Genomic DNA, 24,978 nt, shown 5'->3' with positions numbered 1-24,978 from the left:
TAACAATGAAAACACAATCTGGCAAAAAATTCAACCTGCTTTTTAACGGCGTTGTTATTGTTATAATAGCAGTTACCGCCTTTTTCTTTATAAAATACCTGGTACATTCCGGCAATTACGAAGAAACCAACGATGCCCAGGTAGAGGCATATATCAACCCTATTTCGGCACGCGTTGGCGGCTATATTAAGAGCATTAATTTTGAAGAGCATCAACTGGTAAAACTGGGCGATACCCTTATAGTTATAGACAACCGCGAGTACCTTACCAAAGTTATGGAGGCACAGGCCGCGCTGGAAGATGCACAGGCAAGGCTTATTGTTTTAAATGCCCAGATACACACCGCCCAAACGGGCACCTATGTAAATAAAGACATGATTGCAGCCGCTAAAGCCAAGTTTACCGAAAAGCAACAGGACTTAAAACGATACAAAAACCTGCTTAAAGAAGAGGCCGCTACCCTACAGGAATTTGAGCAGATGCAGGCAAAATATGATGTTGCCCAAAGCGAATACAATGCTGCCGGCAACAGCCTTAAGACCACCCACTCTAAAATCGAGGAACTACAGGCCAACCATGCCTTGTTAGAAGCCGAAATTAAACAAAAAACTGCCCAATTGGAGTTTGCTAAAATTAACTTGCAATACACTATTATTACCGCACCTTACTCGGGCAGGCTGGGCAGGAAAACCATACAGGAAGGCCAGCAAATACAGTCAGGGCAAAGTTTGGTGCCTATTATAAACGAGAACTACAAATGGGTTACAGCCAACTTTAAAGAAACCCAGATTGAGGGTATGCGCGAAGGCCAGCAAGTTGAGATTGCCATAGATGGTTTTGATGATAAAACATATCACGGTACTATCGAAGCTATTGCGGGATCTACAGGCTCTAAATTCTCGTTACTGCCTACAGATAACTCTACCGGTAATTTTGTAAAGATAACACAGCGCATACCGGTTAAAATTAAATTTACCGACACCAATATTGCCAACGTTAAGGCGGGTATGAATGTAATTGTATCGGTTAAAAAATAACCCGCCATGGATAAGAACATCTATTTTAAAGACTGGATACATAACTGGGACTGGGGTATGCGTGCTGCGCTGTTTTTAATCCTTATGTTTTCTATACTGCAATTCTCGTTGTTTTCGCTTACGCAAAATTATGTGGTATCGTACTTTGGTGCACAGCCCGAAGACGTTACTTTCTCTATACAGGTTACCTACATATCGCTGTTGTTTTTTTTACCGATACAGATACGTTTCTTAAACTATTTCAACACCCGAAAGTACCTTATTACCGTTTTATTGTGTGGTATAATCCTGAATTTAGTATTCATGAAAACCACCGATATCCATGTTTTTATACTACTGCGCTTTTTACAGGGAATTATTATAAGCCTTATGGCGGGTGCCATGCTAACGCTTATATTTACCCGCCTGCACGACCAGAAAAAGCAGGCTGTAGGCTACTCGGTTTTTTACGGTACCCTATTGGGCAGCAGCGTGGTGGCAGGCGCTCCATCGGCTTGGGTAATAGACAATATGGACTGGCGAATGATCTATTACATTGTAATTGTAATGCAGGTTATTTCTATTGTAATTGTCTTCTTTATTTTCACCAAAGAAAGGCAGCACAGGCAGGTTCCGCTTTACCAGATAGACTGGAAAGCCTATGTGGTTATGGCCTCAGGAATGCTTTGCGTGGCCTACTTTATGGTTTACGGGCCAAAGCAATATTGGTTTCAGGATAAGAGTATTACATACTGCTTTATGCTTATGGTATTTTTGCTTTTTATGTTTGTCTATAGGCAGGTAAAATCCAAAAGGCCTATTATTCATTTCAGTATTTTTAAGTCTAAAAAGTTTATAACCGGATTGTTTTTGCTCGCCTTTTTTTATGGCCTGAAAGACACCATAAACCTGGTGTACAGCTACATTAGTACCGTTACACAATGGGCTAATTACCAGTATATAGAGCTGGCATTGGTAAACATAAGCGGCATGGCGCTGGCTATGTATGCTGCATCGCAACTGGTAATGAGAAAAAAGCACAGCATCCATTTTTTTCTGGTAACAGGCTTTGGCTTTATGCTGGCTTTTAACCTTTGGATGTATTTCATCATCTCGACCGATCTGGCATTTTCAGATCTTGTAATTCCCATTTTCCTGCAAGGTGCAGCCTCCGGAATGTTATTTGTGCCCATTGCTACTTACATCCTGTCTCATGTTCCGGTAAACACCGGATTATCCGGTAGCCTTGTTGCCGGGCATGTGCGTTTTTTTACTACGCTAAACTCCTTCGCGGGCTATTATACCCTGCAATTATTTTACAACCAGCACTACAAAGAACAGTTTTTAGCCCATCTTACGCCCTACGATATGGCGTATACTAATGCTAATAACGCCACCGTACAAGCTTTTATATCCAAAGGATATAATGCCCAGGATGCCACCATTGCGGCACGCGCAAGCATCATTAAACAGGTCGGCATCCAGAGCCAGCTATTAACATCGCAAACCATATTTTTAATTGTGGCAGCAGTTTTGGCAACAATTATTGCAGTAGTTTTAATAGCTCCGTTTGTAAAACGAGTGCTTAACTGGCCAAAATTAGCATTCAAAACACACTGAAAAACAGCTAACTAAAAAATAAATAAAATTTTATTTGGAAATTAAATTTATTGTAACGTACCTTTGCTGCAAGTTCTTTAAAATTATTCTTATCCAGAAAGACCGAGGGAATTGACCCTATGACGTCTTGGCAACCTGCCCGCTAACCCGGAGTAAGGTGCCACATTCAACCTCCGCCGAAAGCGAAGGATAGATAAGTAAGAAACAGTTTATAATACATCACAATATATTATATGCCTTTCTGACTTGTCGGGAAGGCATTTTTTGTTTTTATGCACTTTCCGATGCCTGGTTTAGGATAACTTTTATCGAATAAAAGTTTAACAATTTAAATCACAAAAAGAAATGCAAGAGTCTACAAGAATCCTGAACAACCTACCTATCGATCCATTAACCGGAAGTATTTCGGTGCCAATTTACCAAACATCTACATTTGTACAAGATGCTCCCGGCGTACACAAAGGATACGATTATGCACGTAGCAACAACCCAACCCGTAAAGTATTAGAAGATACCATTGCCCAGTTAGAAAACGGCACCAACGGTTATGCTTTTGCCAGCGGCCTTGCAGCTATAGATGCTGTTATAAAACTATTATCATCTGGCGACGAAGTTATTGCTGTAGATGATATTTACGGTGGTGCTTTCCGTTTGTTTACCCATGTGTACCAAAAATTTGGCATCAACATTAAATATGTAGATACCACTAACGCACAAAACGTAGCCGACGCTGTTACAGATAAAACAAAACTTATCTGGATAGAGAGCCCTACTAACCCTACCCTTAAAATTTCTGACATTACTGCTATTGCCCAGATTGCAAAAGCTAACGATATTTTGCTTTGCGTAGACAACACTTTCGCATCGCCAATTGCACAAAAACCGCTTGACCTTGGTGCCGATATTGTGGTACACAGTGCTACCAAATACATTTCCGGCCACAGTGACCTTATTGCCGGCCTTGTGGTTACTGCTACCGAAGAGCTTGGTGCTAAAATTAAATTCATACAAAATGCTTCTGGTGCTATACTTGGGCCATTCGACAGCTGGTTGGTTATCCGTGGTATAGAAACCCTAACACTTCGTATTAAGCAACATGCCGAAAACGCTCAAAAAGTTGCTGAATACCTTCTTACAGAAAAACTGATCAAAAATGTTTACTACCCTGGCCTGCCTACACACCACAACCACGAGATTGCTAAAAAACAGCAAAAATACTTTGGCGGTGTTGTAACGTTCGACCTTGTAATAGACGATAAAGAAATAGCTTCTCAAATAGTATCAAACACAAAATTATTCAAATTGGCAGAGAGCCTTGGAGGTGTTAAAAGCCTTTGTTGCCTGCCTTGCGAAATGACCCATAAATCTATTCCGGCAGAAAAACGTTACTCAGCCGGTGTTACCGATAGCCTTATCCGCCTTTCTGTAGGCCTTGAGGATGCCGATGACCTTATTGCAGATTTACAACAGGCTATTGCTGCCGCTGTTACTGCCAATGCCGATAAAAGTTCTGTAACTGTTTAAGTAGATTTACAATGTCGAGAAAAAATTTAAATATAGGCCTCTTTGGGTTTGGTGTAGTAGGGCTTGGCCTGTATGAAGTACTGCAAAAAACACCCGCCCTTAAGGCAAACATTACCAATATTTGCGTTAAAGACAAAAATAAGGATCGCGCCATTAGCGCCGACAATTTTACCTTTGATAAGGATGATATACTAAACGACCCAAACATTAACGTGGTTGTAGAACTTATTGATGATGCCGATGCCGCTTTTGAAATAGTTTCTGCGGCACTAAAAAAAGGGAAAGCAGTAGTATCTGCCAATAAAAAAATGGTTGCAGAACACTTTACAGAGTTGCTGCAACTGCAAAAAGAATACAACGTTCCGCTATTGTACGAAGCTGCGGCCTGCGCAAGTATGCCCATTATTCGTAACCTGGAGGAGTATTATGATAACGACCTGCTGGAGTCTATAGAGGGTATTGTAAACGGTTCTACCAATTATATACTTACCAAAACTTTTGCAGAGAACCTTAGCTACGAGCAAGCCCTTAAACAGGCCCAGGACCTTGGTTTTGCCGAAAGCAACCCAATACTGGATACCGGTGGTTTTGATGCCAAATACAAGCTGCTGATACTTTTAGCACATGCCTTTGGTTATATTGCCAAGCCCGAAGACCTTTTTAATATCGGTATCAATAATATTGGCGATTTAGAGCTTAAGTATGCTAAAGAAAAAGGCCTAAAGATTAAACTGGTAGCACAGGCATATAAGGGTACCGATGGTACATTGTCGGCTTTTGTTATCCCTAAGTTTGTAACGCCAGATGACCGTTTATACCATGTAGACGATGTTTTTAACGGCATGATAACTAAAACCAGCTTTGCCGATACCCACTTTTTTGTTGGGCGTGGTGCGGGCTCGTACCCTACGGCATCGGCAGTATTGTCGGATATCTCGGCGCTAAGCTATGATTACCGTTACGAGTATAAAAAGATTTACAGGGAAGAGAATTTAAAACTTACCGATGATGTAGAGCTTAAAGTACTTCTTCGTCATAAAAAAGAAGATTCGGAGGCGTTAAAGCTTAAATTCAACACAGTTGAAGAGGCTTATACCAACCACGATTCCGGCTACCTTACCGGCAACATTACCCTTAGTAACTTAAAAGAGCTGGAGGCAGGCAACACAGGAGGCCACTCGTTTATACTTATAAGTGTGCTTTCTGAAAAAGATGCCACTACACCTGCTTTTGCCATTGCCTAATTTAAATTACGGATTTATAATTGTTTTTCAATATTCTACTAAAAACCCTCAAGGATGTGATGCTTTGAGGGTTTATTTTTTGGGTTTTATTTATAGTTGTTGCCGTTTTTGGTAAGTGTTTTTTTCCGAAATTTGTTAAGGCTTTGTATTGTAATTGTAAAGTTTTGCGCGTTATATCACTATACAGCCCATACTAAATTTTAGGAGTTTGAATCATTTATCAGTACGATTATGGCTTTTAAATACATAGAGATTGAAAGGGTTGAAAAACTTACCAAAAAAGAATTTATAGAAAATTATTATAAGCCACAAAAGCCCGTGGTTATTACCAACCAGATTGATGACTGGCCCGCTTTTACTAAATGGAATTTTGACTTTTTAAGGGAAGTTGCCGGAGATAAAACGGTACCGCTTTACGACAGCCGCAAAACAGATTATACCAAAAAAGTAAATGAGCCCGATTTTACCATGACTATGGCAGAGTACATAGATATACTGGAAAAAGGCCCAACCGACCTGCGCATTTTTTTATATAATTTAATGAAGGATGTACCTTCTATGAAACTGGATATGAAATGGCCCGATCTGGGGTTGCGCCTGCTTAAAAGCCTGCCCCTGGTATTTTTTGGAGGCCAGGATGCTAAGGTTTTTATGCATTATGATATTGACTTCCCAAACATATTCCATTTTCATTTTGAAGGAAAAAAGCAGTGTGTATTGGTAGACCCGAAAGAAACAAAATACATGTACCGCCTGCCCTACTCCTGGATTTGCAACGAAGATATTGATTTTGACAATCCGGACTTTGAAAAATTTCCTGCCCTAAAAAAAGTAACACCTTATATAACCAACCTGCAACATGGCGAAATGCTGTACATGCCCGAAGGCTGGTGGCATTACATGAAATACTTAACACCCGGATTTTCGTTAAGCCTGCGCTCTCTTGCCGGCAGGCCGGGTAACTTATTAAAAGGCCTTGCAAACGTAGCGGTTATACGTTATTACGACAACTGGATGCGCAAACGCAAAGGCCAGGCTTGGCTGGACTACAAAGATAACGAGGCCATACGCAGAACAAATGCCCTTGTAAACGCCGAACGTTAAACCCTAAAAACAACAAACCCCAAAGCAGTACTTTGGGGTTTGTGTATTATTTTTTCTTGCTCTTAGATTTAGCTTTCTTTTTAGACTGCTTTTTCTTTTTAGCTTTTTCTTTTTTCTTAGCCTTGGCTTTATCTTTAGCTTTTTGCTGTTTTGCTTTCGCTTTCTTTTTAGCTTTCGCTTTTTTGGCTTTATCTAATTCTTTTTTAGATTTCTCTTTGCCTTTTTTCTTGTCTTTTTTAGCTACCGCTTTTTCTTTATCTTTCACTTTTTTCTCTTTCTTTTTATCGGTTTTAACCTCGGCAGCAACTTCTGCTACGGGCGTTTCTTCAGTTGCAGTTTCAGCCGGAGCTTCTTCTACAGTAGGAATTTCGGTAACAGGGGCACCTTTAGGGGCAGCCGGTTTACGTGTTGTTGTTTTTGGTGCAGCAGCAGTTGTTTTAGGAGCAGCTGTCCTTGTTCTGCGTGCCGGTGCAGGTTTTTCTTCCGTTTTTTCGGTAACTTCTGCTGTAGCAGGAGTTTCAGGAGTTACAGTTTCAGAAGTAATAGCATTCTCCTGGTTTTCGGTAGTAGTTTCCGGGTCGTTCTTAATGGGCTGTTTCATTGTAATCGGTTATTTGTGTGTACTTTTTTTAGTATTAGGTACAAAATACCACCTAAAGCAATTGATACGCTTTTAGTTAGTATTAAATAATTGTAAAGTTAACGTAACCAAATGTAAGCAATAAAAACATTCGCCAATGTTAAGTTTTTAGTCAGTAAAATAGCACCTATTTATATAATTACCAACCAATTAAGGCTGTTTATAAAATTCAGAAAGCAAAAAAGCCACAGAAAAGTAATCTCCTGTGGCCTGATTTATTAATGCAACACGCTATCAGGTTGCTATTTATGATACTTTTTAACCCCCGCAAGCACAGCAACATCTATATAATTTTGGCTCGGCGGTATTGGGCAAGAGTATTTAGGGTTGTAAGCACAGTAAGGGTTGTAAGCTGTATTAAAGTCGATGGTAATAATATCGCCTTTAGGCTGAGAGAGGTCTACATAGCGGCCACCGGCATAACTGCCCTGCCCGGATGACAGATCTGTAAACGGCAAAAACAAGTGGTCTTTATATTTTTCCTCCTTAATAAGGTCCAGGTTCTGGAAAACATCCAGCTTAATGTCTTTTCCGCCAAGGTTAAAATATACTTCGCCATACTTTACATAAGGCGCGGTGCGCGATGTGGTGGTAGCCATTTTAAAAGGCTTTTCGTTAGGGGTGCGTACCAATTTGGCTGTAACACAAAAATCGGTATCTATGGCATAAAAGTCAAGGAGCTTAAAAGTTTTAAGATCCTGCGGCGTAAGCGGCGATTCTTTTGGGTCCAGATACTCGTTGTTCAGGTTCTTTTGGTACAATTCAGATGAAGCCACACTGCACTCCTGCGCACTGGCGTATAAAGACAGCCCAAGGGCTATGGCGGTAAATAATTTAGTTGTCATAAGTAAGCATGTATATCTTACAAAAATAGCAATAAGTATGGTTATACACTATATTATTAGCAGGCCGAATAACTATCTTTGCCCTAAACCATTTACCAGCAATGCTTAAACAGGCTTTTAACCGCTACATAAACAATTTTAGGGGCTTTACCCGCGAGGTTTGGATACTTACCATTGTAACCTTTATAAACAGGTCGGGCTCTATGGTGCTGCCATTCCTTTCTAAATATCTTAAAGAAAACCTGGACTTTACTTATGGGCAGGTAAGCTGGATAATAGTATCTTTTGGTTTGGGCTCTATGGCAGGCTCATGGATTGGCGGTAAATTATCAGATAAAATTGGCTTTTATAAAGTAATGGTTTTTAGCCTTTTTGCAAGCGGGCTTATGTTTTTTGTAGTACAGCAAATAACAACCTTTGCCGGGTTGTGTGTTGCTATGTTTGCCCTTTTGGCTATTGCCGATATGTTTAGGCCGGCTATGTTTGTATCCATCCGCACATACGCCAAGCCAGAGAATCGCACCCGTGCCATGACGCTGGTACGTATGGCTGTTAACCTTGGCATGTCGGCTGGGCCGGCTATAGGCGGCTTTATAATCTTAACGCTTGGCTACAAAGGTTTGTTCTGGATAGATGGCAGCTCGTGCATTATTGCCATAGTACTCTTTTTTTTATTGGTAAAAGAAAAAAAACCTACACCGGCAGGCACTACACATATAGAAACCGAAGTTGCTGCCGTTACATCGCCTTTTAAAGATGTATCGTATTTGTTGTTTTTATTTATAAGCCTGACTATTGCCATAGTATTCTTTCAGCTGTTTACATCGCTCCCGCTGTACCATAAAGAATGGTATGGGTTAACCGAAGTATACACGGGCTTGCTATTATCTTTAAACGGTATTATGATATTTTTTTTCGAAATGCCTATAGTTGGGTTTCTGGAACGTAAAAACATTCCCAAAATAAAGATCATATTATGGAGTGCCGTACTAATTTCTGTTGGCTTTTTTGTACTCCTGATAAATACGTGGGCAGGAATATTAGTTATTAGTATGTTGTTTATAACGCTGGCCGAGATGTTTTGCTTTCCGTTCTCCAATTCTTTTGCTCTTGGCCGTGCCCCTCGCGGACAGGAAGGCCGCTATATGGCGCTTTACACCATGACCTTTAGCCTCGCCCAGATAATGAGCGGTAAAATGGGTATGGATATTATTGCTGCATATGGTTATAACAATAACTGGATAGTAATGGGCTGTACTGCCCTTTTGGCTGCAGTAGCATGTATTATTTTGCACAGGCGTATGCTTAGCGGCAAGGTGTAATGCAGCCTACTCTGCATCATTAGACTAACTTTATAGTTATTTAACTATAAAAATAGTTGCGTAACTAAAAAAATAGTTTTAGCTTTGGTTTATAGAAATAAATCACGCACCACTATGCAAAAGTTAACCAACAAAGAAGAAGAAATAATGCACATTTTATGGAAGCTGGAAAAAGCTTTTGTTAAAGATGTGCTGGAAGAGGTTAAAGACGACAAACCCCACTACAACACTTTATCTACCATTATAAGAAACCTGGAAGAGAAAGGCTATGTAAGTCATAATGCTTACGGCAACACCCACCAGTACTATCCTATTATTACTAAAGAAGAATACCGCAAGGGTTTTATGAGTAATGCCATAGAAAACTATTTTGGCAACTCGTACAAAAGCATGATCTCTTTTTTTGCGAAGGAAGAAAAAATCAGCGCCGAGGAGCTTCGTGAAATTTTAGATATGATAGAAAAAAAGTAAGGGTATGGAAACTCTCATCATATATATTGCCAAAGCAAGCTTACTTATAGCCCTGTTTTTCATGGCCTATTATTTATTGCTAAAAAAAGAAACCTTCTTTAATTCTAACCGTTGGTTTTTACTTAGTGGCTTGCTTACATCTGCTTTGTTACCCCTATTTATATATACTAAGGTTATTTGGGTAGACCCTACTCCTGTAAAGGTTGTAAAAGCAATAAACACAAGTCTAGTTACAGAGGTAATTGCCTATGTGCAACCTGTAGAAGAAGCCCTAACAATCAATTGGGCATACATTGGCTTAACAATCTATATAATAGGTGTATTGTTTTTCTTAGTCCGTTTTATTGTAGACCTTTTCCGCGTTAAGCGAATGCTAACATTAGCAAATGCTGTAAAAAAAGACGGCTATACCTTGATAGATTCCACTAAAATTTTATCTCCATTTTCGTTCTTTAAGTATATTGTGTACAACTCATCACTGTTACAACCACAAGAACTGGAGAGTATTATCGCACACGAAAAAGTGCACAGCAGGCAATGGCATTCGGCAGATATGCTTATAAGTCAGCTCTTTTGTGCGGCATTTTGGTTTAACCCGGTTGTGTGGCTGTACAAAAAAGCCATATCGCAAAATCTGGAGTTTATTGCCGACGCCGAAGCTACCAAACAAGTTCCGGACAAAGTTGCTTACCAAAAAACACTTTTAAAAATTACGCTCCAGCCGGAGTGCATTGAAATCACCAATCATTTTTATCAATCATTAATCAAAAAACGAATCATTATGTTAAACAAAAAAGAGTCTAAAAAAAGCAGCTCGCTTAAGTATGTTGCTGTACTGCCTGCACTTGCAGCGTTTGTATTTGCGTTTCAGTACAAAACTGTAGCCCAGGAAAAAGATGTAGCCCTGCTGGAAACAGCCTATGTAAAACCTTCGGTCCTGGCAGACACAGCTACGGAAGAATTACCCGATGTGGTAACTATGGAGATTAACAAAGACATTACCGACCTGGATTTTAAAAAGAACCAAGCGCTGTTTAAAAAAGTATTTGATGCCGATGTTACTTTTAATAACGTTATACGTAACAGTAAAGGCGAAATAACATCTATTAATGTAACCGTTAAAGATAAGGACCATAAGGATAACTACCCTGTGCGCGAAATACTTGGCGATAATTCGACTCCAATTACTACCTTTACTTTAGGGATAGAAAAAACCGAAGGTAAAATCAGGAACAACATCTTTTTTTCTGAACATCCGTTGGCAACAATAACCTTGGCTGATACCAGTAATGAAGATGCTGCTGTTACCTACCTTAAAAAACATGAGAGCTTAAAAAGGCTTATAGTTATTAACGGTGTAATGCAGCCGGGCAGCGACATTATTATTATGGAAGGTGAAAGAATAAGCGGTATGACAGAACTTGAAGCTAACTATGCCCTTAAAAAATATGGTGATGCTGCAAAAAACGGCGCAGTAGAGCTTACCACAGTTAGCAAAACAAGTAATAATACATCTGATGAACTTATAACTACATCTACCGGCTATGCTATAAGTGTTAAAGATATTAGCTTTACTATAAAAAAAGATTCTAAAACAGAAACCTTAGACTCTTATAAAGAGGCCTTTAAGGCAGAAGGCATTAAGATGATTTATGATGGTATATTACGCAACAGCGCAGGATATATAACATCGATACATATAAAATTAACCGACCATACAAAAAATACTGCCGAAGGTACATGGGAAGTTAAAGGCACTACCGATAAGCCTATAGGAAAAATTTTTATAGGTCGAAAAAAGGGCATGTTAGTAGTATTGGAGCAAAAATAATTTACAAATAGTAATACCTATAGTTATGGAAACAGCAATAGTATATCTTGTAAAAGCATCGGCAATTATGGCCCTGTTTATAATTGCGTATCATGTTTTCCTAAAAAAAGAAACGTTTTTTAACTCCAATCGGGGGTTTCTTTTGGCGGGACTGTTTACAGCAGTGCTGCTTCCATTACTATCATATACTAAAATTATATGGGTAGCGGCTGCCGCACCGGTAGCAAGAACCCGCGCCATAGACATGAGTAAGCTTATAGCTGCTAAAAACGCGCTGTCTGTAGTAAGTGAGCCTGTACCCGAAACATTTACCATTAACTGGTGGTATGTTGTTTTAAGTATTTATGCCATAGGTGCTGCCTTCTTTTTAATACGGTTTTTAGCCGATATTATAAAAGTAAGGCGCATGCTAACCGGACAAAAGATTGCAAAAGAAAATGGGTATAAGTTTATAGATTCGGCTAAGGCAGCAGCGCCATTTTCGTTCTTTGGTTACATTGTATACAACTCATCACTGTTGCAACCACAGGAACTGGAAAGTATTATAGCGCACGAAAAAGTGCACAGCAGGCAAAAGCATTCGCTGGACATGATTATCGGCCAGCTGTTTTGCATAGCCTTCTGGTTCAATCCGTTTGTATGGATCTACAAAAAAGCTATATCGCAAAACCTCGAATTTATTGCCGATGCCGAAGCCACCAAGCAACTGGCCGACAAAACGGCCTATCAAAAAACATTATTAAAAATCACGCTCCAGCCGGAGTGTATTGCCATCACCAATCATTTTTATCAATCACTAATCAAAAAACGAATCGTTATGTTAAACAAAACACAGTCTAAAAAAAGAAATGGCTTAAAGTATGCCATTGTCTTGCCGGCCCTTGCGACGTTTATGTTTGTATTTCAGTATAAAGTTATAGCACAGGAAAAAGAGCCTTTAGTTAATGAGGCAAGTTATTCTCAAATAAATATAGAGATAACTAAAGACAGTAAAGATGCTGAACTGGAAAAACAAAAAAAGCTTTTAAAAGAACAGTTTGGTGCCGATGTTACTTTTAGCAACATTACCCGCAACAGCAAAGGCGAGATTACGGGCATTAAAGTATCGGTTAAAGAAAACGGCAGGTCGGCAGTTCAGGAAACTACAGGCAGCACACCTATTGCCCCTTTTAGTATTGAGGTAGAAAAAGATGCTAAAGGTACCAGGACAGCTATAGCAAACGGTACAGTACGTACAAAGCCAGGGCATCCGGCACCACCCGCTGTACCTGCTGCACCCGGCTTTGCCTCTCCCGCTGCACCACCGGCTCCACCAATGCCACCTGCAACACACATACAAGGTACTGGTTATATAATGGATACTGATGATGAGCAGGTTGGCACTCCGCTTAATTTTGGTAACAGCGATGCCCTTGTAATTATTAATGGTGTTCTACAGCCTAAAGCACAAACGGTTTTATTACCTGTTGGCCAGCAAATTACTGGCGTAACTACATTAGATAAAAAAGAGGCCAAAAAGAAATATGGTAAAGACGCTAAAAAAGGCGCTGTAGAAATTACAACCGCTAAAAGCACCAATGGAGTTGCCATAAACATGGACGAAGTTATGGGTTACGCCCAACAGGGCATGGATGCAGGCTTTAAAGTACTTGCCGATATTGATTTTGATAAAATACTGGGTGAAGCCTTTGCCTCTATATCTTTTGATGACCTACAGGGATTATCTGACGAGGAAATGCAATCAGTACAGGAAGAGCTTAAAAACGCACAGCTTGAAATAGAACTTGCAGGACCGGAAATACAAAGGCAGTTTGATGAACAGCGCTTATCCAGAGATGAAATGCTGGAAGCCAGAAAAGCTATTATGGAGGCCCGTAAAGAAATTATGCAGGCCAAAAAAGAAATAATGCAAGCTAAAAAAGATGCCCTTAAAGCCAAGAAAGAAGCTGTAAAAAAAGCTTAATGCTACTTATGCCTGCCAGCACAGGCCTATAAATACAATACTATTACAAGCCAAACCATGGAAAATTTATCGATATACTTTTTAAAAGCCAGCTCTCTTACAGCGTTATTTTTTATTGCCTATTATGTATTGCTGAGAAAAGAAACATTCTTTAAATCTAACCGATGGTTTTTGATTGCGGGGCTGTTTACATCTGCCCTATTACCTTTGGTAGTTTACAAAAAAATTGTTTGGATAGATCCTGCGCCACAAATGCCGCTTACGCAAATTAATGTTAGTCCGTTACAATATACGCCACAACCCATACCTGCACCGCCCTTAGAAATTAACTGGCTCTACATTGCTTTGCTGGCTTATGGCGCAGGGATACTATTTTTTGCCATCAGGTTTGCAATAGACCTTTATAAAGTTCGTAAAATACTTAATGCTAAGCCTGTTTTAAAACAAGGCGGGTTCAAGCTTATCGATTCTGTAGCTATACAATCGCCGTTTTCTTTCTTTAACTATATAGTTTACAATTCGGCCACACTTCAGTCACAGGAGCTTAACAGTATTATAAGTCACGAAAAAGTACACAGCAGCCAAAGGCATTCTTTAGATATTCTGCTTGCACAGTTGTTTTGCCTGGCTTTTTGGTTTAACCCAATTGCCTGGCTGTATAAGAGGGCCATATCTCAAAATTTAGAATTTATTGCCGATGCCGGTGCCATTACATTTATAGAAGATAAGGTGGCCTATCAAAAAACACTGCTTAAAATAACGTTAAAGCCGGAATGCATAGCAATAACCAACCATTTTTACCAATCATTAATCAAAAAACGAATTGTTATGATAAACAAACAGCAATCTCACCGCATAAATTCTTTAAAATATGGATTGGTGCTGCCCGCACTGGGAGCTTTTATATTCCTGTTTCAGATAGAAGTTATAGCTCAGGAAAAAGAGAAGTTACAAGCAACTAACAGCTATACTGTTAATTCTTCTTTTTCAGAATCTATTGAGATTACTAAAACAGACACAGACAGGCAATTACAAGCTAAAGCACAAGTGCTTATAAATGCTTTTGATAAACCTACAACTATTATAATTAGTAATGTTAAACGTAATAAAAACCAGGAAATTATAGCCATTAAAGTTGTAGGCAAATACAAAGGCCAGTCTAAAACGTACGAAGTTAGTGATGATAAACCTATAACTCCTTTTAAGGTTGAGATAGCTGGCAATGGCAATGGTGAGTTTGAACTTAATTTTATTACAACGGCAAAACAAGCCTTCTTAAATGAGCCTTCTGTAAAAGCTAAAAGTGGTACGGCAACTATTACATCGTTTAAAAATGGAGATAAAGATGCTGCACCGGCCGATGTTCTGTATATTATAGACGGCATTAAGCAAAAACCGGGTAGTGGCCTGAGTGAAATAAACCCTGATGATATTGAAAAAATTGAAGTACGAAAAGATACCGACAATATTGTTAAGCTTTATGGCGAAGATGCTAAAAACGGGGTAATACTTGTTACAACTAAAAAAAGTACGACTAAGCCATCGGGTACATTTAATGGTAACAAAAAATTTGGATCGCTTTACGATCCTCAGGCGCCTTCTATAAATATGTACACCCCGATTTCCAGAATGGCAGCTAACGGCATAGTAGAACGCAGGTATACTGTTGTAACCGATGGAAAACAAAACGACTCTGTACAGGCTTTTAAAAGCGGCGTAAAATATGTGGCTTACGCTAACAGCGAAATAGAAGACCCTGCCACTTACGTGTCTTACAATGTTTCTGCAATAAAAGGCAAAGGCACTATTTCAAGAAAAAAATATTCTGAAATGACTGCCGATGAATTAACTAAAGCTTACGAAAGCCAGGAGACGGTACTAAGGGGAATTAAAAAATTAGATAAGAAAATCAAAGCATCCGGAGATAAAGAATATTCAGATAATATGGAAGCACTTAAAAATGCCGCCCAACAGGCGCAAAAAGAAATTAGGCAGGCACAAAAAGATTTAAAAAGACGCTCTTAAATAACAGAGTATAAAGATTGAGTTAGTTACATAAAATAATAAATAACAATTTATTATGAATTTAGACTGCCCAAAAGGGCAGTCTTTTTTTTATATTTGGTATACCAAAAACTCAAGATATTATGTTTAAAATTTTAGCAAAAATAAACCATTGGGTTTTGCCCAATTACACCAAAGAGCAATTAGACCTTACTAAGGCTACAAAAATGCAGAAAGCCATAATTGCCTGGAAATATTATGTTACCACCCGTGCCGTAGGTTAATAAACCAGCGGAGCATACACCTCGTAATTGCCAATTTTTTCGCGGCCTTTTAAAAAAGATAGTTCCATTAAAAAATTGCACTGCACAATTACCCCACCCAAACGTTCTACCAATTCGCACACTGCTTTTGCCGTACCACCGGTAGCCAATACATCATCATGTATTAAAACGCGGTCTCCCGGCTTTATAGCATCGGTATGCACCTCAAGTATGTCTGTACCATATTCCAGCTCATATGTGGCCGATATAGTCTCATAAGGCAATTTTTTAGGCTTACGCACCGGTACAAACCCGGAACCAAGTTCATAAGCCAGTAAAGTGGCAAAAAAGAAGCCACGGCTCTCTGCCCCTACCACCTTATCTATTTTACGGTCGCGCAGGTTATTTATAAGCAAAGCCATACATTCGCGCACCGCCTGGGGGTTACCAAGCAATGGAGTTATATCTTTAAACACAATTCCAGGTTTCGGAAAATCCTGTACCTCACGTATATACTGATTAAGTGTCATTTTTTTGGCTTTTATTATCAATTTAGGTTTGCAAGTTAATGATTTATTTATATATTTGCACCCGCAATCAGGATGATAAAACACACTGATAACGCAAACAAAAGGCCTCGTGGCGCAACTGAATAGCGCACTTGATTACGGCTCAAGAGGTTACTGGTTTGAATCCAGTCGAGGTCACTACTCGGGACAAAGCGAAAAAATCGTCTTTTGTCCCGTTTTTTTTGTCTTTAATTCATTGTTAACCAAATAGATACAGTTCAAAATTTCGTTGACCCGAGCGGTTTGGAAAGTGCTTCCGCGAAATGTGAAATTTTCGGGATAAATTAAACCAATTAGCTCTCTGGCTTCTACAAGCGTACTGTTCTCATAAGCTGAACCTATAGATATCAGATTGTTAAGTCCCCTGCTCATTAAATCTTCGATGTCTCCTTTTTCAAAATTTGTATAGCCCAGTTGTTTTTCTATTTTGATGATAACCGAATTATAATCGGCCTTCATTAAATTATAATCCTCCACATCGATTTTTTCAGTCACAAGAAGGTTTCTGGCATTGGAAAGCTTCTTTTCATACTCGGTTATCTGGGCAAGCATCTTCTTCTTTTCGCTTGCTGCATTACCAGTATGCTCTTTATATGCTTCCAAAAGTACAGCTGAATATAATTTTTTCACTTCTGGTATTGGCCTGTAAGTGTTGAGGTGGTTAATAAACCTTTCATTAGCTATTTCTGAGTTTATTCTGTACTTGCAGCTTGCCTCACAATGATAATAGTAATAATATTTGTGGCGTCCCTTACATTTGCTACCGGTAAGCTTCCTGTCACATTGAGGGCAGAGGAAAAAGCCCCTGAGCGGAAAATTCTCAGTGGTCTGTACTTTTGGCCTGTAATTCCTTGATCTCCCCTCTAAAACGTCTTGTACCCTGTAGAACAGCCCATCACTGATTATGGCTTCGTGCTGCCCATTCACCAACATCGCATCCTCGTCCTTGTACTTTGGCACGACAATCTTTCCGCAATAAACAGGGTTTTTTATAATGATCCAGAAATTACCTTTTGTACAGGTAAGTCCCCTGTCCTTTGCCATGTGGTAAATGGACTCCGAATTAAATACCTCTTTAGCAATCTCCTCAAAGATCCATCGTACTACCTTGGCCTCGTTAGGCACTATAGCAATATGTTTTTTCCCGTCGTCGGTAATCTTGTTGTCATACCCGTAAGGTGCCATTCCCATATACCTGCCCTCTTTCTTTGCACGCCTTAACCCGTGAAATGTATTTAGGGCACGCCTGTCGTTTTCAACTTCAGGGGCGGCCAGGTAGAAGGCAAGCATCATCTTATTCTCAGGTATGGCAAGGTCAAGGGGCTGCTCAATAGCTTGGGGTTCTACGCCGAGTTTCCTGAGAAGGCTTATCATTTGGTAAGCATCTCCGGCATTCCTGCTGAACCTGTCCCACTTCATGAAAAGTACCAGATCGATCTTGTTTTTATTTTTTTAAAGGTTCACCAATAGCTTTTTCCACTGGGGCCTGTTAAATGTCTTTGCGGAATGGTCTTCATAGATGACATCCCGGATCTGGATGTCGTTAATACCACAGTATTTTCGAAGTAGTTCTTCCTGGTTCCTTTGTGAGTAGCCTTTTTCAGCCTGTTCATCGGTACTCACCCTAACGTATAAGTCTGCAATCCTTTTCATCGCTCTAAATATTTGGAAACAGCTATATTAGCGATTTTTCGCAGAATAGCCAAGACATTTATTGCCTGTTCCAGGCTTATTGATAACCCTTCCGCCTCCAGCATTCGCAAAGCATCCTGGGGGCTAATTTTTCCTATAATTTCTTCTTCTTCTTTCATGGTCAATTGCATTAAATTAAAAAAAGCCCGCTTGCGGGCTTTTGATTTACTTAAGGAAATCTATTCGGGCAGGTATATCCTGCTCGCCTGGTTTTTTTTGAGTGATGGCTCATACCGCAGATAGCCATACTCACTCAGGTCTTTGATGCATTTGCGGTAGGTTTTAGGGGCAGATAGCTTAGCGATTGACATAATGTCGGCACTATAAGCAAATACAGGATTAGAGAAGCCCCTGACTGCCCTGTAATACAGCAATGCGGCAAAAACACAGATGTGTGTGCTGCTGATACGATAATCATTGCTTATCGACGCAAAAAAGTGCAGTAAGGGCTTCTCGCTCTGCATGGCTACAAGGATTGTTTTTTAGGGCGCTGCTTTTTCTCTTTTGATTCACCCGGTCCTTCCTCAGCAGCAGCCGACTGCTGCTTTTTCGCGTCCTGGCCTTTACTTTCATTTTTTCCCTGTGACTGCTCCTGGGCTGTACCCTGCCTTGTGTCAAGTCGTTTCATGTCGGCATCGTACACGGTCAAGGTTTTGAATTGGGGTGTCGCCTCAAGGTACTGTTTAACTTCCTGTCCATCTTTTATAAAGGTGGCCGATTGAAGGTTACCCTTTTTAAGGGAGTTAATAAGGTCTTCCTTATGCGAATTATTTTCAAGTTCCTTGATAGGATGTTTTGCAAGTACTGATTCAAGATTGTAACCATAATTTTCATGGTAGTGCTTCAGGGCAAAGTTTCCTTTGCTATCGGCATCCTTAAAATCCATCTGGACCCGTCCGGAGTTTTTTCGCTGAATGGAACAACAAGATGGTCAATTTCAATATAATGTTGTTTGCTGTTTTTGCTCCCATGAAAAAAACCGCGCTTACCATTTCGTTCCTCTATCCTCAACGAGCCGGAGTGACGAAACTTAAAAAAATTAACGGTCTTCCTGCTCTTATAGTAGATGATCCATAAAATATCTTTCAGACCAACTACATCATTTTCAATTTCAACAATAGACATGTTAGTGTTATCGAGATAGTATACAATCTGGGCTGTAGGTTCCATGATTTTTTATATTTTGTTATTTATATTTAACCTAAAATTGGTACCTGTAACCAAAATCGGGCTGGAAGCCTATCTGGTCTATTTGATTTACCTGCTGTGTAACCCTGTTATAGCTTTTGGTAAAAACATTAGCGTTATTAGTAACATTTTGAAAATCTACATAAAAAGAATGGGAGCTTTTCTTCTTGCTGCTATTCAGTTTTACCGCAAATTTGATATCCATCCTAAAATAGGCATCATACTGTTCACTATACGCTTTAAGGTCATCTTTTATTTCATATCCATTGGCAATGGAGGCAGTAAGATCTACCGGGGTGTAATGGCGGCCACCGGCTGTTGTAACTTTACCATTGATGGAAAAAACGTTCTGCTTAGCTTTACCTATTTTAAATTCTTTACCACCTAAAGCATTAATTACATAGCCGTTGTTAAAAGGCGAATCCCTCTCGATGTTATCACTCCCTTTGTATTTACTTTCAAAAAAAGAAGATGTAAATAGTACATTATAACCCCTGCTAAAGAATTTTTCAAGCGTTAGCTCAATTCCCTGGTTATAGCCTTTACCTTTACTAATCAAGGACGTTTTATCAATTGAAAATCCAAAACCGGCACCTTCCGTTAATGACGAATAACTGGTTGGGGTGCTCTCTACCGCTGCTTTGTCAACCGCCTGATAGTACATCTCTACTTTGGCCCTCCATTTATCGGCAAAACGGGTGTCGTAACCTACAACATAGTGCTGGCTTCTAACCAGGTCAAGGTCTTTATTGGTCTGCACTAAAGTACCGCCTATATTTTCATTTAAAAATAACAAAGGTGCTGCCACGTTTTGGTGATGCAACCCGTAACCAATACTAAAGGAGTTTGCGTTGTTCAGGGCATAGGTCAGCGCCGCCCTCGGCTCTGCCACTACTTGCTCATTTAATGAAAAGTATTGTCCGTGAACCCCCGCATTAAGTGTTAGCTTTTCGGTTAGCCTGTACTGTGCCATGGCATAAGGCTGCAAAATCGAATAATTGCCATCGGTATCAAGCAGGTTTACATAATCCGGATAGCCATCACCGTCATTATCGGCTTGCCTGTCCCTGTCGGATAAGTTAGTGTCGAGTGAGAAAAGTTCCAAAAGCACGCCCGTCCTAAAGGTAAGCTTATTGGAAATTTTAGAGTTTAACAAGGTGGAAAACGTAAACCTGCTTTCGGTATTCTCACCATCTGCGAATCGTATTTTAGTTTGCTCCGGCGTATCTAAATTATAGTAGCGGTCTTCTTTTATGCTATTGTTTGAAGAAGAATAGCCAACAACGGTCTTTAAAACGGAGTATGAGCCAACATCTATTGTATGTTTTGCACCAAATGCACTAAACCCTGATTTTACAAACTGATCCTCGTCCCTGGTTGCAAATAAGTCATCGCCATCAAGCTCTACATCTTTGCCTATAAGGTCGATGTTTGATGTACCCAAAATTCCGAAAACCGATACATTGCCTAATTTCCCCTTGCCAAAATCCACATTAAATGAAAAGTCGCTGTAATTGGGCTGAGCCGTAGAACCTGCAAAGCCTAATGGGCCAACGATACCGTAACGGGCAGCTGCCAAAAACGAACCCCCTTTTTTTCCTAAGGGTCCTTCCGCCATTACTTCCACACCCGGGAATGCTGCAACGCCCACCGTATATTCATAATCGCTTGCGTTTCCTTTTCGCAGTCCAAGGTCGAAAACACCGCCAATGGCATTACCATATTCCGCCGGAAAGGCAGAGGTTATAAAATCAGAGTTAGCCAAAAGGTTCGGGTTTAAAGCAGAAACCGGGCTTCCGGTTGTTCCCAGTGTTGAAAAGTGGTTCGGGCTGGGTATAGGAATCCCTTCCAGGCGCCATAATAATCCCGAAGGTGAATTCCCCCGTATTACAATGTCATTCCTGCTGTCATCCGCTGTAGATACACCTGCAAAATTTGATGCCAGCCTGGCCACATCGCTACGCCCGCCGGCATAGCGGTTGACTTCTTCGGTGGAGAATTGCCTTGCCGAGACCGCAGCCATTTTATTTACGGTCCGGGCTTTATTGTTTCCGGCACTAATAACAACTTCCTGTAGTGTATTGAAACTCTCAATCAAAGCAACGGCAATAATGACGTCTTTCCCTGAAGTAACGTCGATATCAGGGACGGTGATACTCTCATATCCTAAAAAACTTACCCTTACGCTCTGCCTGCCTACCGGAATATTCGTCAATGAGAATGCGCCATTTTCATCGGTTGTACCCGCGATATTAGGATCACTTATGAGCTCAACTGTTGCCGCCGGGAGCGGTTTCTCCGACTGCTTATCGGTTAATGTTCCCCTGATTATACCTGTCTGGGCAAAGGATAGTGCATTTATCAAAAGAAATGCAATTACAAAAATGTACTTTTTCATATTGGATTGTATTATGGTTTTAAATTATTTTGGACTGGACCGTATGAATTCTCGCGGCAATTATTATCATCCAAGAGGATTTGGTTGTGTATACCAATTGAGAACATTGCAAAGATGTATCGGTTGGATCAACCTGCCGTTGATGTTTATCAATAAGTGCTTAGGAATAGATTTTTTTAAAATAGGTTCGAAATTGATAAACATCAATGAGTTTGGCAAAGAGCTGGAATAGCTTTGCCAATAATTAAAACCCTTATAAAATGAAGTATGCTAACCAGCTACAATCACATAACACAACGGCATATATTCCCCGTGTTGCTACAAGCCTGGCCATTGTATTTATGCTTTTGTCAGGGCTAAGCTATGGGCAGGGTTACATTGAGGGTGCCAACATAAGCTATGAGGTTATGCCCATAAAAATTAAGACGCCGGATGGCGAGCAGAATTTTACAGGCAGTAATTTTAAAATAGGTACAACAGTACCCATTTTTCTGGCCGAGGACAGATCAAGATACTTGTTGGTAGGGGGCAATCTTGAAGCTTTCACTTTTGCCGGCTCCCACCCTGCTTTTGAAGTATCAAGTGTTTACAGTATTTCACCAACATTAGGCTATAGTACAATGGTTAACAGCAAGTTTAACCTTACCGGGTTATTCATGCCGACAATGAATAGTGATTATAAAAATTTGAAGGGCTCTGATATTAAATTCGCCGCCATAGTAAGAGGAAGCTGGAAAGTTAACGACAATCTCACCTGGAAAGCTACATTGGGTTACAGGAGGCAATTCTATGGCCCGCAGTATGTTGCCTTGGTAGGCATGGACTGGAAGGCTACTGACAGATGGAGGATATTTGGTGACCTTCCTCATAATGTTACCGCCAGTTATGCTGTAAACGAAAAGGTGAATACCGGCTTTAATCTTTTTGTACAGAACGCTACCTACAGGCTGGATAACCAGGACCGTTATTTTGAATACAATACTGTGAATCCCGGCCTATTTGCCGAATATTATGTGTCACCACAGTGGGCCATCCGCGCAACGGCGGCTTATACCCTTATCAGGAATATGGAAATTTATAATAAGGATGACAAAGCCGACGGGTTTATAGATTTCTATGAAATGGGTGACCGGAAAGACCCCCTAAATCCGGAAGTGAGCGGCGGCCTCTCTTTTAGGGTAGGCTTAAGCTACCGGATTGTCCCGGGAAAAAAGTAACACGTCATTTAATATAATTTATAATGAGCAAACTAATGATTTGTAGGGCATTCAGCTGCCTGATGGTATTGGTAAATATATATCCTGCATTTTCTATGATGTCGAACCCTGATGTATATAAGGCGCAATGGCAATTGGCCATACTTGCGGATACCATTGCCGAAGCTGATATACGAAAGAATCATAAAACTATAAAGGAACCTGAAGATGCCCTGACGCTAAGCAGGTACATAAAGGACGGGAGGGTACATACCGTTGCTGTTCTTGAAGATGATGGTGAACGTATTATAGGAATCGACTTAAGTGAGCAATTATCGCGATACGACCGGAATTCTTTTGATGTTATTAAAGGTTTAGAGTTTAGTACCGTAGTTCGGTACATCCGGTCGGGTTCTGATAAAGTCAGTATAAAATATGATGAACTCCTGCCTTGTGTGGAGGGTAAGGAACATATTGCCATCGGTATAAACTACGCGGAACACGGAAAGGAAACAGGGCAGGTTAAGCCATTTATGTTTCCGAAATTTGTGCAGACCGACCCTGGAATCCACAAAATAGATTATCAAAAGGGATGGCTACTGGATCATGAGGTTGAGCTTGGTATTGTATTCCCGTCAGCAGTTTGTTCTTCCGCAGATCTTGGCCATATGATGATAGGATTTTTAGTGGTAAATGATTTTACGGACAGGGCTGAACTCATGCGTAAAATGGACAGCAAAAATGTAACCGGTGGCAAAGGGTTCCCTGATGCTAAAAGTAAAGTGGGTTTTCTGCCAACCGGTCCCTATATGGTTATTCCAAAAGACTGGCGGTATTTTGTAACAGAATTACAGCTGCAACTGTCGGTTAACGGAGAAATAAGGCAAAAAGGAAGTGCAAAAGATATGGTCTGGAATATTGATGAAATTATCAGGCGAACCCTCCTAGAAAGAGGTAAATATGATAGCTACTTCCAGGATAAGAAGGTTAAATTGTTTGAGGGCGACTGCATACCGCCCAACAGTATCATCATTACAGGTACACCATCAGGAGTAGTGTTTAATGCCCCAACAGGCAGCTTCATTCTTAGCAGGGTCCTAAAATACCTGTTTACCGGTAAGTTTTTCAGCAAAAAAATGCACTCGTATATAGTAGAGCAATATTTAAAGAAGGATCTAAAAAACCCTGGCTATCTTAAGCCCGGAGACCATGTTGTTAGTTCAATAAACTATCTCGGCACTATAGCAACCTGTATTGGCAAGTAGTATCGTTTTTTAATAATCGCATGTTCTTAACCGTTGGGATTGGTAAAAACTTATATATTTACCATCTAAAACAGGTTAAAATGGCTGAGTTGGGATCGATGGTAAAAATAGAGGCATTTATAAGGCAGTTTGTTCAGCCGGATGCGCTGGAGTGGAAAGCTTTCGTTGATGCAATCCAATTTAAGTCTATTGAAAAAAAGGGGTTCCTGTTAAAGGAAGGACAGGTCTGTAACTTCATTGCATTCCTAAACTCTGGTGTACTAAGGGAATATTTTTATCTAAACGATAAGGAAACTACAGTCGATTTTATGGGTGAAAACCAATTCACCAGTGACTATCAAAGTTTTATCTTAAAGACGCCTTCAGAGCAATATTTAGAAGCACTCACCGATGTGGAATTAATAATCCTGAAAAAAGAAGCGATTGATAAACTCTTCGATGAGTTTAAAATCTGGGAACGTTTCGGCAGGTTAATTATTGAACATATATTTTGCAATGCGGAACAAAAACGTAAAAAAATAATTGCTACAACCCATGAGGAGCAGTACCGTGATTTCGTGGCATCATATCCTCATATAATTCAGCAGGTGCCACAATACTACATTGCATCCTATTTAGGGTTAACTCCAGAACATCTTAGCAGGATCAGGAAGAAAATGTAATAAATGTTGTGTAGTGTGCTCTTTTAAGGACAATTAATATCCCCATCATTTTCCGCTTGTTTTAAACGATTTTCAAGACGGTGCAATGTTCTACAATTTTGAAGGTTACCTGAAAGTCTGGTGGTAAAAAACGTCATCAAGATTTACAAAAGAACGGCTAT

The 24,978-nt window shown here is 40.1% G+C and carries 23 protein-coding genes, 1 tRNA gene, 1 pseudogene and 1 riboswitch; of the genes and pseudogenes, 15 read left to right on the top strand and 10 right to left on the bottom strand.

All coding sequences use genetic code 11. The features are described from left to right. Window positions 1-5: 5 nt before the first annotated feature. From G509_RS0111435 to G509_RS0111415, 5 genes are all read left to right on the top strand, one after another. Window positions 6-1,037 (top strand): HlyD family secretion protein, encoded by a 1,032-nt coding sequence (locus G509_RS0111435; protein ID WP_026991656.1) that lies wholly within the window; start codon window positions 6-8, stop codon window positions 1,035-1,037. 6 nt (window positions 1,038-1,043) lie between these two features. Then, window positions 1,044-2,636 carry an MFS transporter gene (locus tag G509_RS0111430; protein WP_026991655.1) on the top strand — a complete coding sequence of 531 codons (1,593 nt, stop codon included), beginning with the start codon at window positions 1,044-1,046 and terminating at the stop codon, window positions 2,634-2,636. A gap of 86 nt (window positions 2,637-2,722) precedes the next feature. Beyond that, a riboswitch (SAM riboswitch) is annotated at window positions 2,723-2,836 on the top strand. A 145-nt stretch (window positions 2,837-2,981) separates the two neighbouring features. Then, window positions 2,982-4,160 (top strand): trans-sulfuration enzyme family protein, encoded by a 1,179-nt coding sequence (locus G509_RS0111425; RefSeq protein ID WP_026991654.1) that lies wholly within the window; start codon window positions 2,982-2,984, stop codon window positions 4,158-4,160. An 11-nt stretch (window positions 4,161-4,171) separates the two neighbouring features. Next, on the top strand, window positions 4,172-5,404 hold the full coding sequence (locus G509_RS0111420; RefSeq protein WP_026991653.1) for a homoserine dehydrogenase: 1,233 nt from the start codon (window positions 4,172-4,174) through the stop codon (window positions 5,402-5,404). Window positions 5,405-5,635: 231 nt separating this feature from the next. After that, on the top strand, window positions 5,636-6,508 hold the full coding sequence (locus G509_RS0111415; RefSeq protein WP_026991652.1) for a cupin-like domain-containing protein: 873 nt from the start codon (window positions 5,636-5,638) through the stop codon (window positions 6,506-6,508). Between the two features lie 46 nt (window positions 6,509-6,554). Here G509_RS0111415 and G509_RS0111410 read toward each other — a convergent pair whose 3' ends face one another. Together G509_RS0111410 and G509_RS21960 are read right to left on the bottom strand one after the other, a co-directional pair. Then, window positions 6,555-7,109, bottom strand: coding sequence for a hypothetical protein (locus G509_RS0111410; protein WP_051200164.1), 555 nt, complete (start codon window positions 7,107-7,109; stop codon window positions 6,555-6,557). A gap of 281 nt (window positions 7,110-7,390) precedes the next feature. Continuing rightward, window positions 7,391-7,993, bottom strand: a complete 603-nt coding sequence (locus tag G509_RS21960; protein WP_035738899.1) for a DUF1684 domain-containing protein — start codon at window positions 7,991-7,993, stop codon at window positions 7,391-7,393. 101 nt (window positions 7,994-8,094) lie between these two features. Here G509_RS21960 and G509_RS0111400 point away from each other — a divergent pair, with 101 nt between their 5' ends. From G509_RS0111400 to G509_RS0111375, 6 genes are all read left to right on the top strand, one after another. Then, window positions 8,095-9,315, top strand: coding sequence for an MFS transporter (locus G509_RS0111400; protein ID WP_026991650.1), 1,221 nt, complete (start codon window positions 8,095-8,097; stop codon window positions 9,313-9,315). 114 nt (window positions 9,316-9,429) lie between these two features. Then, window positions 9,430-9,786, top strand: coding sequence for a BlaI/MecI/CopY family transcriptional regulator (locus tag G509_RS0111395; RefSeq protein ID WP_026991649.1), 357 nt, complete (start codon window positions 9,430-9,432; stop codon window positions 9,784-9,786). 4 nt (window positions 9,787-9,790) lie between these two features. Then, window positions 9,791-11,617 carry a M56 family metallopeptidase gene (locus G509_RS22905; RefSeq protein ID WP_051200162.1) on the top strand — a complete coding sequence of 609 codons (1,827 nt, stop codon included), beginning with the start codon at window positions 9,791-9,793 and terminating at the stop codon, window positions 11,615-11,617. Window positions 11,618-11,642: 25 nt separating this feature from the next. Continuing rightward, on the top strand, window positions 11,643-13,580 hold the full coding sequence (locus G509_RS22900) for a M56 family metallopeptidase (protein WP_051200160.1): 1,938 nt from the start codon (window positions 11,643-11,645) through the stop codon (window positions 13,578-13,580). Window positions 13,581-13,637: 57 nt separating this feature from the next. Beyond that, entirely contained in the window at window positions 13,638-15,605 is a 1,968-nt protein-coding gene (locus G509_RS22895; RefSeq protein ID WP_051200158.1) for a M56 family metallopeptidase, read from the top strand. Between the two features lie 122 nt (window positions 15,606-15,727). Next, a complete protein-coding gene (locus G509_RS0111375) occupies window positions 15,728-15,868 on the top strand; it encodes a hypothetical protein (RefSeq protein WP_026991648.1) in 141 nt (46 codons plus the stop codon). On the opposite strand, the gene G509_RS0111370 is transcribed toward G509_RS0111375, so the two are convergent. After that, window positions 15,865-16,377: an adenine phosphoribosyltransferase gene (locus G509_RS0111370; protein WP_026991647.1), complete on the bottom strand. Its 513-nt coding sequence runs from the start codon at window positions 16,375-16,377 to the stop codon at window positions 15,865-15,867. The genes G509_RS0111375 and G509_RS0111370 overlap by 4 nt on opposite strands. Before the next feature lie 103 nt (window positions 16,378-16,480). Between G509_RS0111370 and G509_RS0111365 the strand changes: the two genes are divergently transcribed. Beyond that, window positions 16,481-16,554, top strand: a tRNA-Arg gene (locus G509_RS0111365). Here the strand turns inward: G509_RS0111365 and G509_RS21940 are convergent. From G509_RS21940 to G509_RS0111330, 7 genes and pseudogenes are all read right to left on the bottom strand, one after another. Next, window positions 16,555-17,601 (bottom strand): recombinase family protein, encoded by a 1,047-nt coding sequence (locus G509_RS21940; protein WP_242604867.1) that lies wholly within the window; start codon window positions 17,599-17,601, stop codon window positions 16,555-16,557. It lies immediately after the preceding tRNA gene. Between the two features lie 66 nt (window positions 17,602-17,667). Next, a pseudogene (locus G509_RS23740) lies at window positions 17,668-18,069 on the bottom strand (recombinase family protein); the annotation flags it as partial. Next, window positions 18,066-18,227 (bottom strand): hypothetical protein, encoded by a 162-nt coding sequence (locus tag G509_RS23365; protein ID WP_154657773.1) that lies wholly within the window; start codon window positions 18,225-18,227, stop codon window positions 18,066-18,068. The pseudogene G509_RS23740 and the gene G509_RS23365, both read right to left, overlap by 4 nt. Before the next feature lie 60 nt (window positions 18,228-18,287). Next, window positions 18,288-18,572: a hypothetical protein gene (locus G509_RS0111345; RefSeq protein WP_026991644.1), complete on the bottom strand. Its 285-nt coding sequence runs from the start codon at window positions 18,570-18,572 to the stop codon at window positions 18,288-18,290. 2 nt (window positions 18,573-18,574) lie between these two features. Then, window positions 18,575-18,994, bottom strand: a complete 420-nt coding sequence (locus G509_RS21935) for a hypothetical protein (RefSeq protein WP_051200156.1) — start codon at window positions 18,992-18,994, stop codon at window positions 18,575-18,577. Continuing rightward, the gene (locus G509_RS23360; protein ID WP_154657772.1) at window positions 18,952-19,278 is read right to left on the bottom strand and encodes a hypothetical protein; all 327 of its coding nucleotides are present in this window, start codon (window positions 19,276-19,278) and stop codon (window positions 18,952-18,954) included. The genes G509_RS21935 and G509_RS23360 overlap by 43 nt, the downstream gene beginning before the upstream one ends. Window positions 19,279-19,309: 31 nt before the next feature. After that, the gene (locus G509_RS0111330) at window positions 19,310-21,694 is read right to left on the bottom strand and encodes a TonB-dependent receptor (RefSeq protein WP_026991643.1); all 2,385 of its coding nucleotides are present in this window, start codon (window positions 21,692-21,694) and stop codon (window positions 19,310-19,312) included. Window positions 21,695-21,954: 260 nt separating this feature from the next. Here G509_RS0111330 and G509_RS0111320 point away from each other — a divergent pair, with 260 nt between their 5' ends. From G509_RS0111320 to G509_RS0111310, 3 genes are all read left to right on the top strand, one after another. Next, window positions 21,955-22,911: a DUF6268 family outer membrane beta-barrel protein gene (locus G509_RS0111320; RefSeq protein ID WP_026991641.1), complete on the top strand. Its 957-nt coding sequence runs from the start codon at window positions 21,955-21,957 to the stop codon at window positions 22,909-22,911. A 23-nt stretch (window positions 22,912-22,934) separates the two neighbouring features. Continuing rightward, window positions 22,935-24,155, top strand: coding sequence for a fumarylacetoacetate hydrolase family protein (locus G509_RS21930; protein WP_081663291.1), 1,221 nt, complete (start codon window positions 22,935-22,937; stop codon window positions 24,153-24,155). Window positions 24,156-24,235: 80 nt separating this feature from the next. After that, window positions 24,236-24,817: a Crp/Fnr family transcriptional regulator gene (locus tag G509_RS0111310; RefSeq protein ID WP_026991640.1), complete on the top strand. Its 582-nt coding sequence runs from the start codon at window positions 24,236-24,238 to the stop codon at window positions 24,815-24,817. Window positions 24,818-24,978: the final 161 nt, after the last annotated feature.

It is taken from the genome of Flavobacterium subsaxonicum WB 4.1-42 = DSM 21790, from assembly GCF_000422725.1.
Lineage (GTDB): Bacteria > Bacteroidota > Bacteroidia > Flavobacteriales > Flavobacteriaceae > Flavobacterium > Flavobacterium subsaxonicum.
Note: the sequence above shows the minus strand (reverse complement) of the source record. Positions and strands in the feature narration are given on the sequence as shown.

Coding starts and splice junctions, on each gene's coding strand:
- G509_RS21930 (WP_081663291.1), top strand. CDS start 22,935: ATGAGCAAACTAATGATTTGTAGGGCATTCAGCTGCCTGATGGTATTG.
- G509_RS0111370 (WP_026991647.1), bottom strand. CDS start 16,377: ATGACACTTAATCAGTATATACGTGAGGTACAGGATTTTCCGAAACCT.
- G509_RS0111345 (WP_026991644.1), bottom strand. CDS start 18,572: ATGCAGAGCGAGAAGCCCTTACTGCACTTTTTTGCGTCGATAAGCAAT.
- G509_RS0111415 (WP_026991652.1), top strand. CDS start 5,636: ATGGCTTTTAAATACATAGAGATTGAAAGGGTTGAAAAACTTACCAAA.
- G509_RS22895 (WP_051200158.1), top strand. CDS start 13,638: ATGGAAAATTTATCGATATACTTTTTAAAAGCCAGCTCTCTTACAGCG.
- G509_RS0111430 (WP_026991655.1), top strand. CDS start 1,044: ATGGATAAGAACATCTATTTTAAAGACTGGATACATAACTGGGACTGG.
- G509_RS0111420 (WP_026991653.1), top strand. CDS start 4,172: ATGTCGAGAAAAAATTTAAATATAGGCCTCTTTGGGTTTGGTGTAGTA.
- G509_RS21935 (WP_051200156.1), bottom strand. CDS start 18,994: ATGGATTTTAAGGATGCCGATAGCAAAGGAAACTTTGCCCTGAAGCAC.
- G509_RS21960 (WP_035738899.1), bottom strand. CDS start 7,993: ATGACAACTAAATTATTTACCGCCATAGCCCTTGGGCTGTCTTTATAC.
- G509_RS0111375 (WP_026991648.1), top strand. CDS start 15,728: ATGTTTAAAATTTTAGCAAAAATAAACCATTGGGTTTTGCCCAATTAC.
- G509_RS0111310 (WP_026991640.1), top strand. CDS start 24,236: ATGGCTGAGTTGGGATCGATGGTAAAAATAGAGGCATTTATAAGGCAG.
- G509_RS0111435 (WP_026991656.1), top strand. CDS start 6: ATGAAAACACAATCTGGCAAAAAATTCAACCTGCTTTTTAACGGCGTT.
- G509_RS23365 (WP_154657773.1), bottom strand. CDS start 18,227: ATGAAAGAAGAAGAAGAAATTATAGGAAAAATTAGCCCCCAGGATGCT.
- G509_RS0111395 (WP_026991649.1), top strand. CDS start 9,430: ATGCAAAAGTTAACCAACAAAGAAGAAGAAATAATGCACATTTTATGG.
- G509_RS0111425 (WP_026991654.1), top strand. CDS start 2,982: ATGCAAGAGTCTACAAGAATCCTGAACAACCTACCTATCGATCCATTA.
- G509_RS23360 (WP_154657772.1), bottom strand. CDS start 19,278: ATGGAACCTACAGCCCAGATTGTATACTATCTCGATAACACTAACATG.
- G509_RS0111400 (WP_026991650.1), top strand. CDS start 8,095: ATGCTTAAACAGGCTTTTAACCGCTACATAAACAATTTTAGGGGCTTT.
- G509_RS21940 (WP_242604867.1), bottom strand. CDS start 17,601: ATGGCACCTTACGGGTATGACAACAAGATTACCGACGACGGGAAAAAA.
- G509_RS22905 (WP_051200162.1), top strand. CDS start 9,791: ATGGAAACTCTCATCATATATATTGCCAAAGCAAGCTTACTTATAGCC.
- G509_RS22900 (WP_051200160.1), top strand. CDS start 11,643: ATGGAAACAGCAATAGTATATCTTGTAAAAGCATCGGCAATTATGGCC.
- G509_RS0111410 (WP_051200164.1), bottom strand. CDS start 7,109: ATGAAACAGCCCATTAAGAACGACCCGGAAACTACTACCGAAAACCAG.
- G509_RS0111320 (WP_026991641.1), top strand. CDS start 21,955: ATGAAGTATGCTAACCAGCTACAATCACATAACACAACGGCATATATT.
- G509_RS0111330 (WP_026991643.1), bottom strand. CDS start 21,694: ATGAAAAAGTACATTTTTGTAATTGCATTTCTTTTGATAAATGCACTA.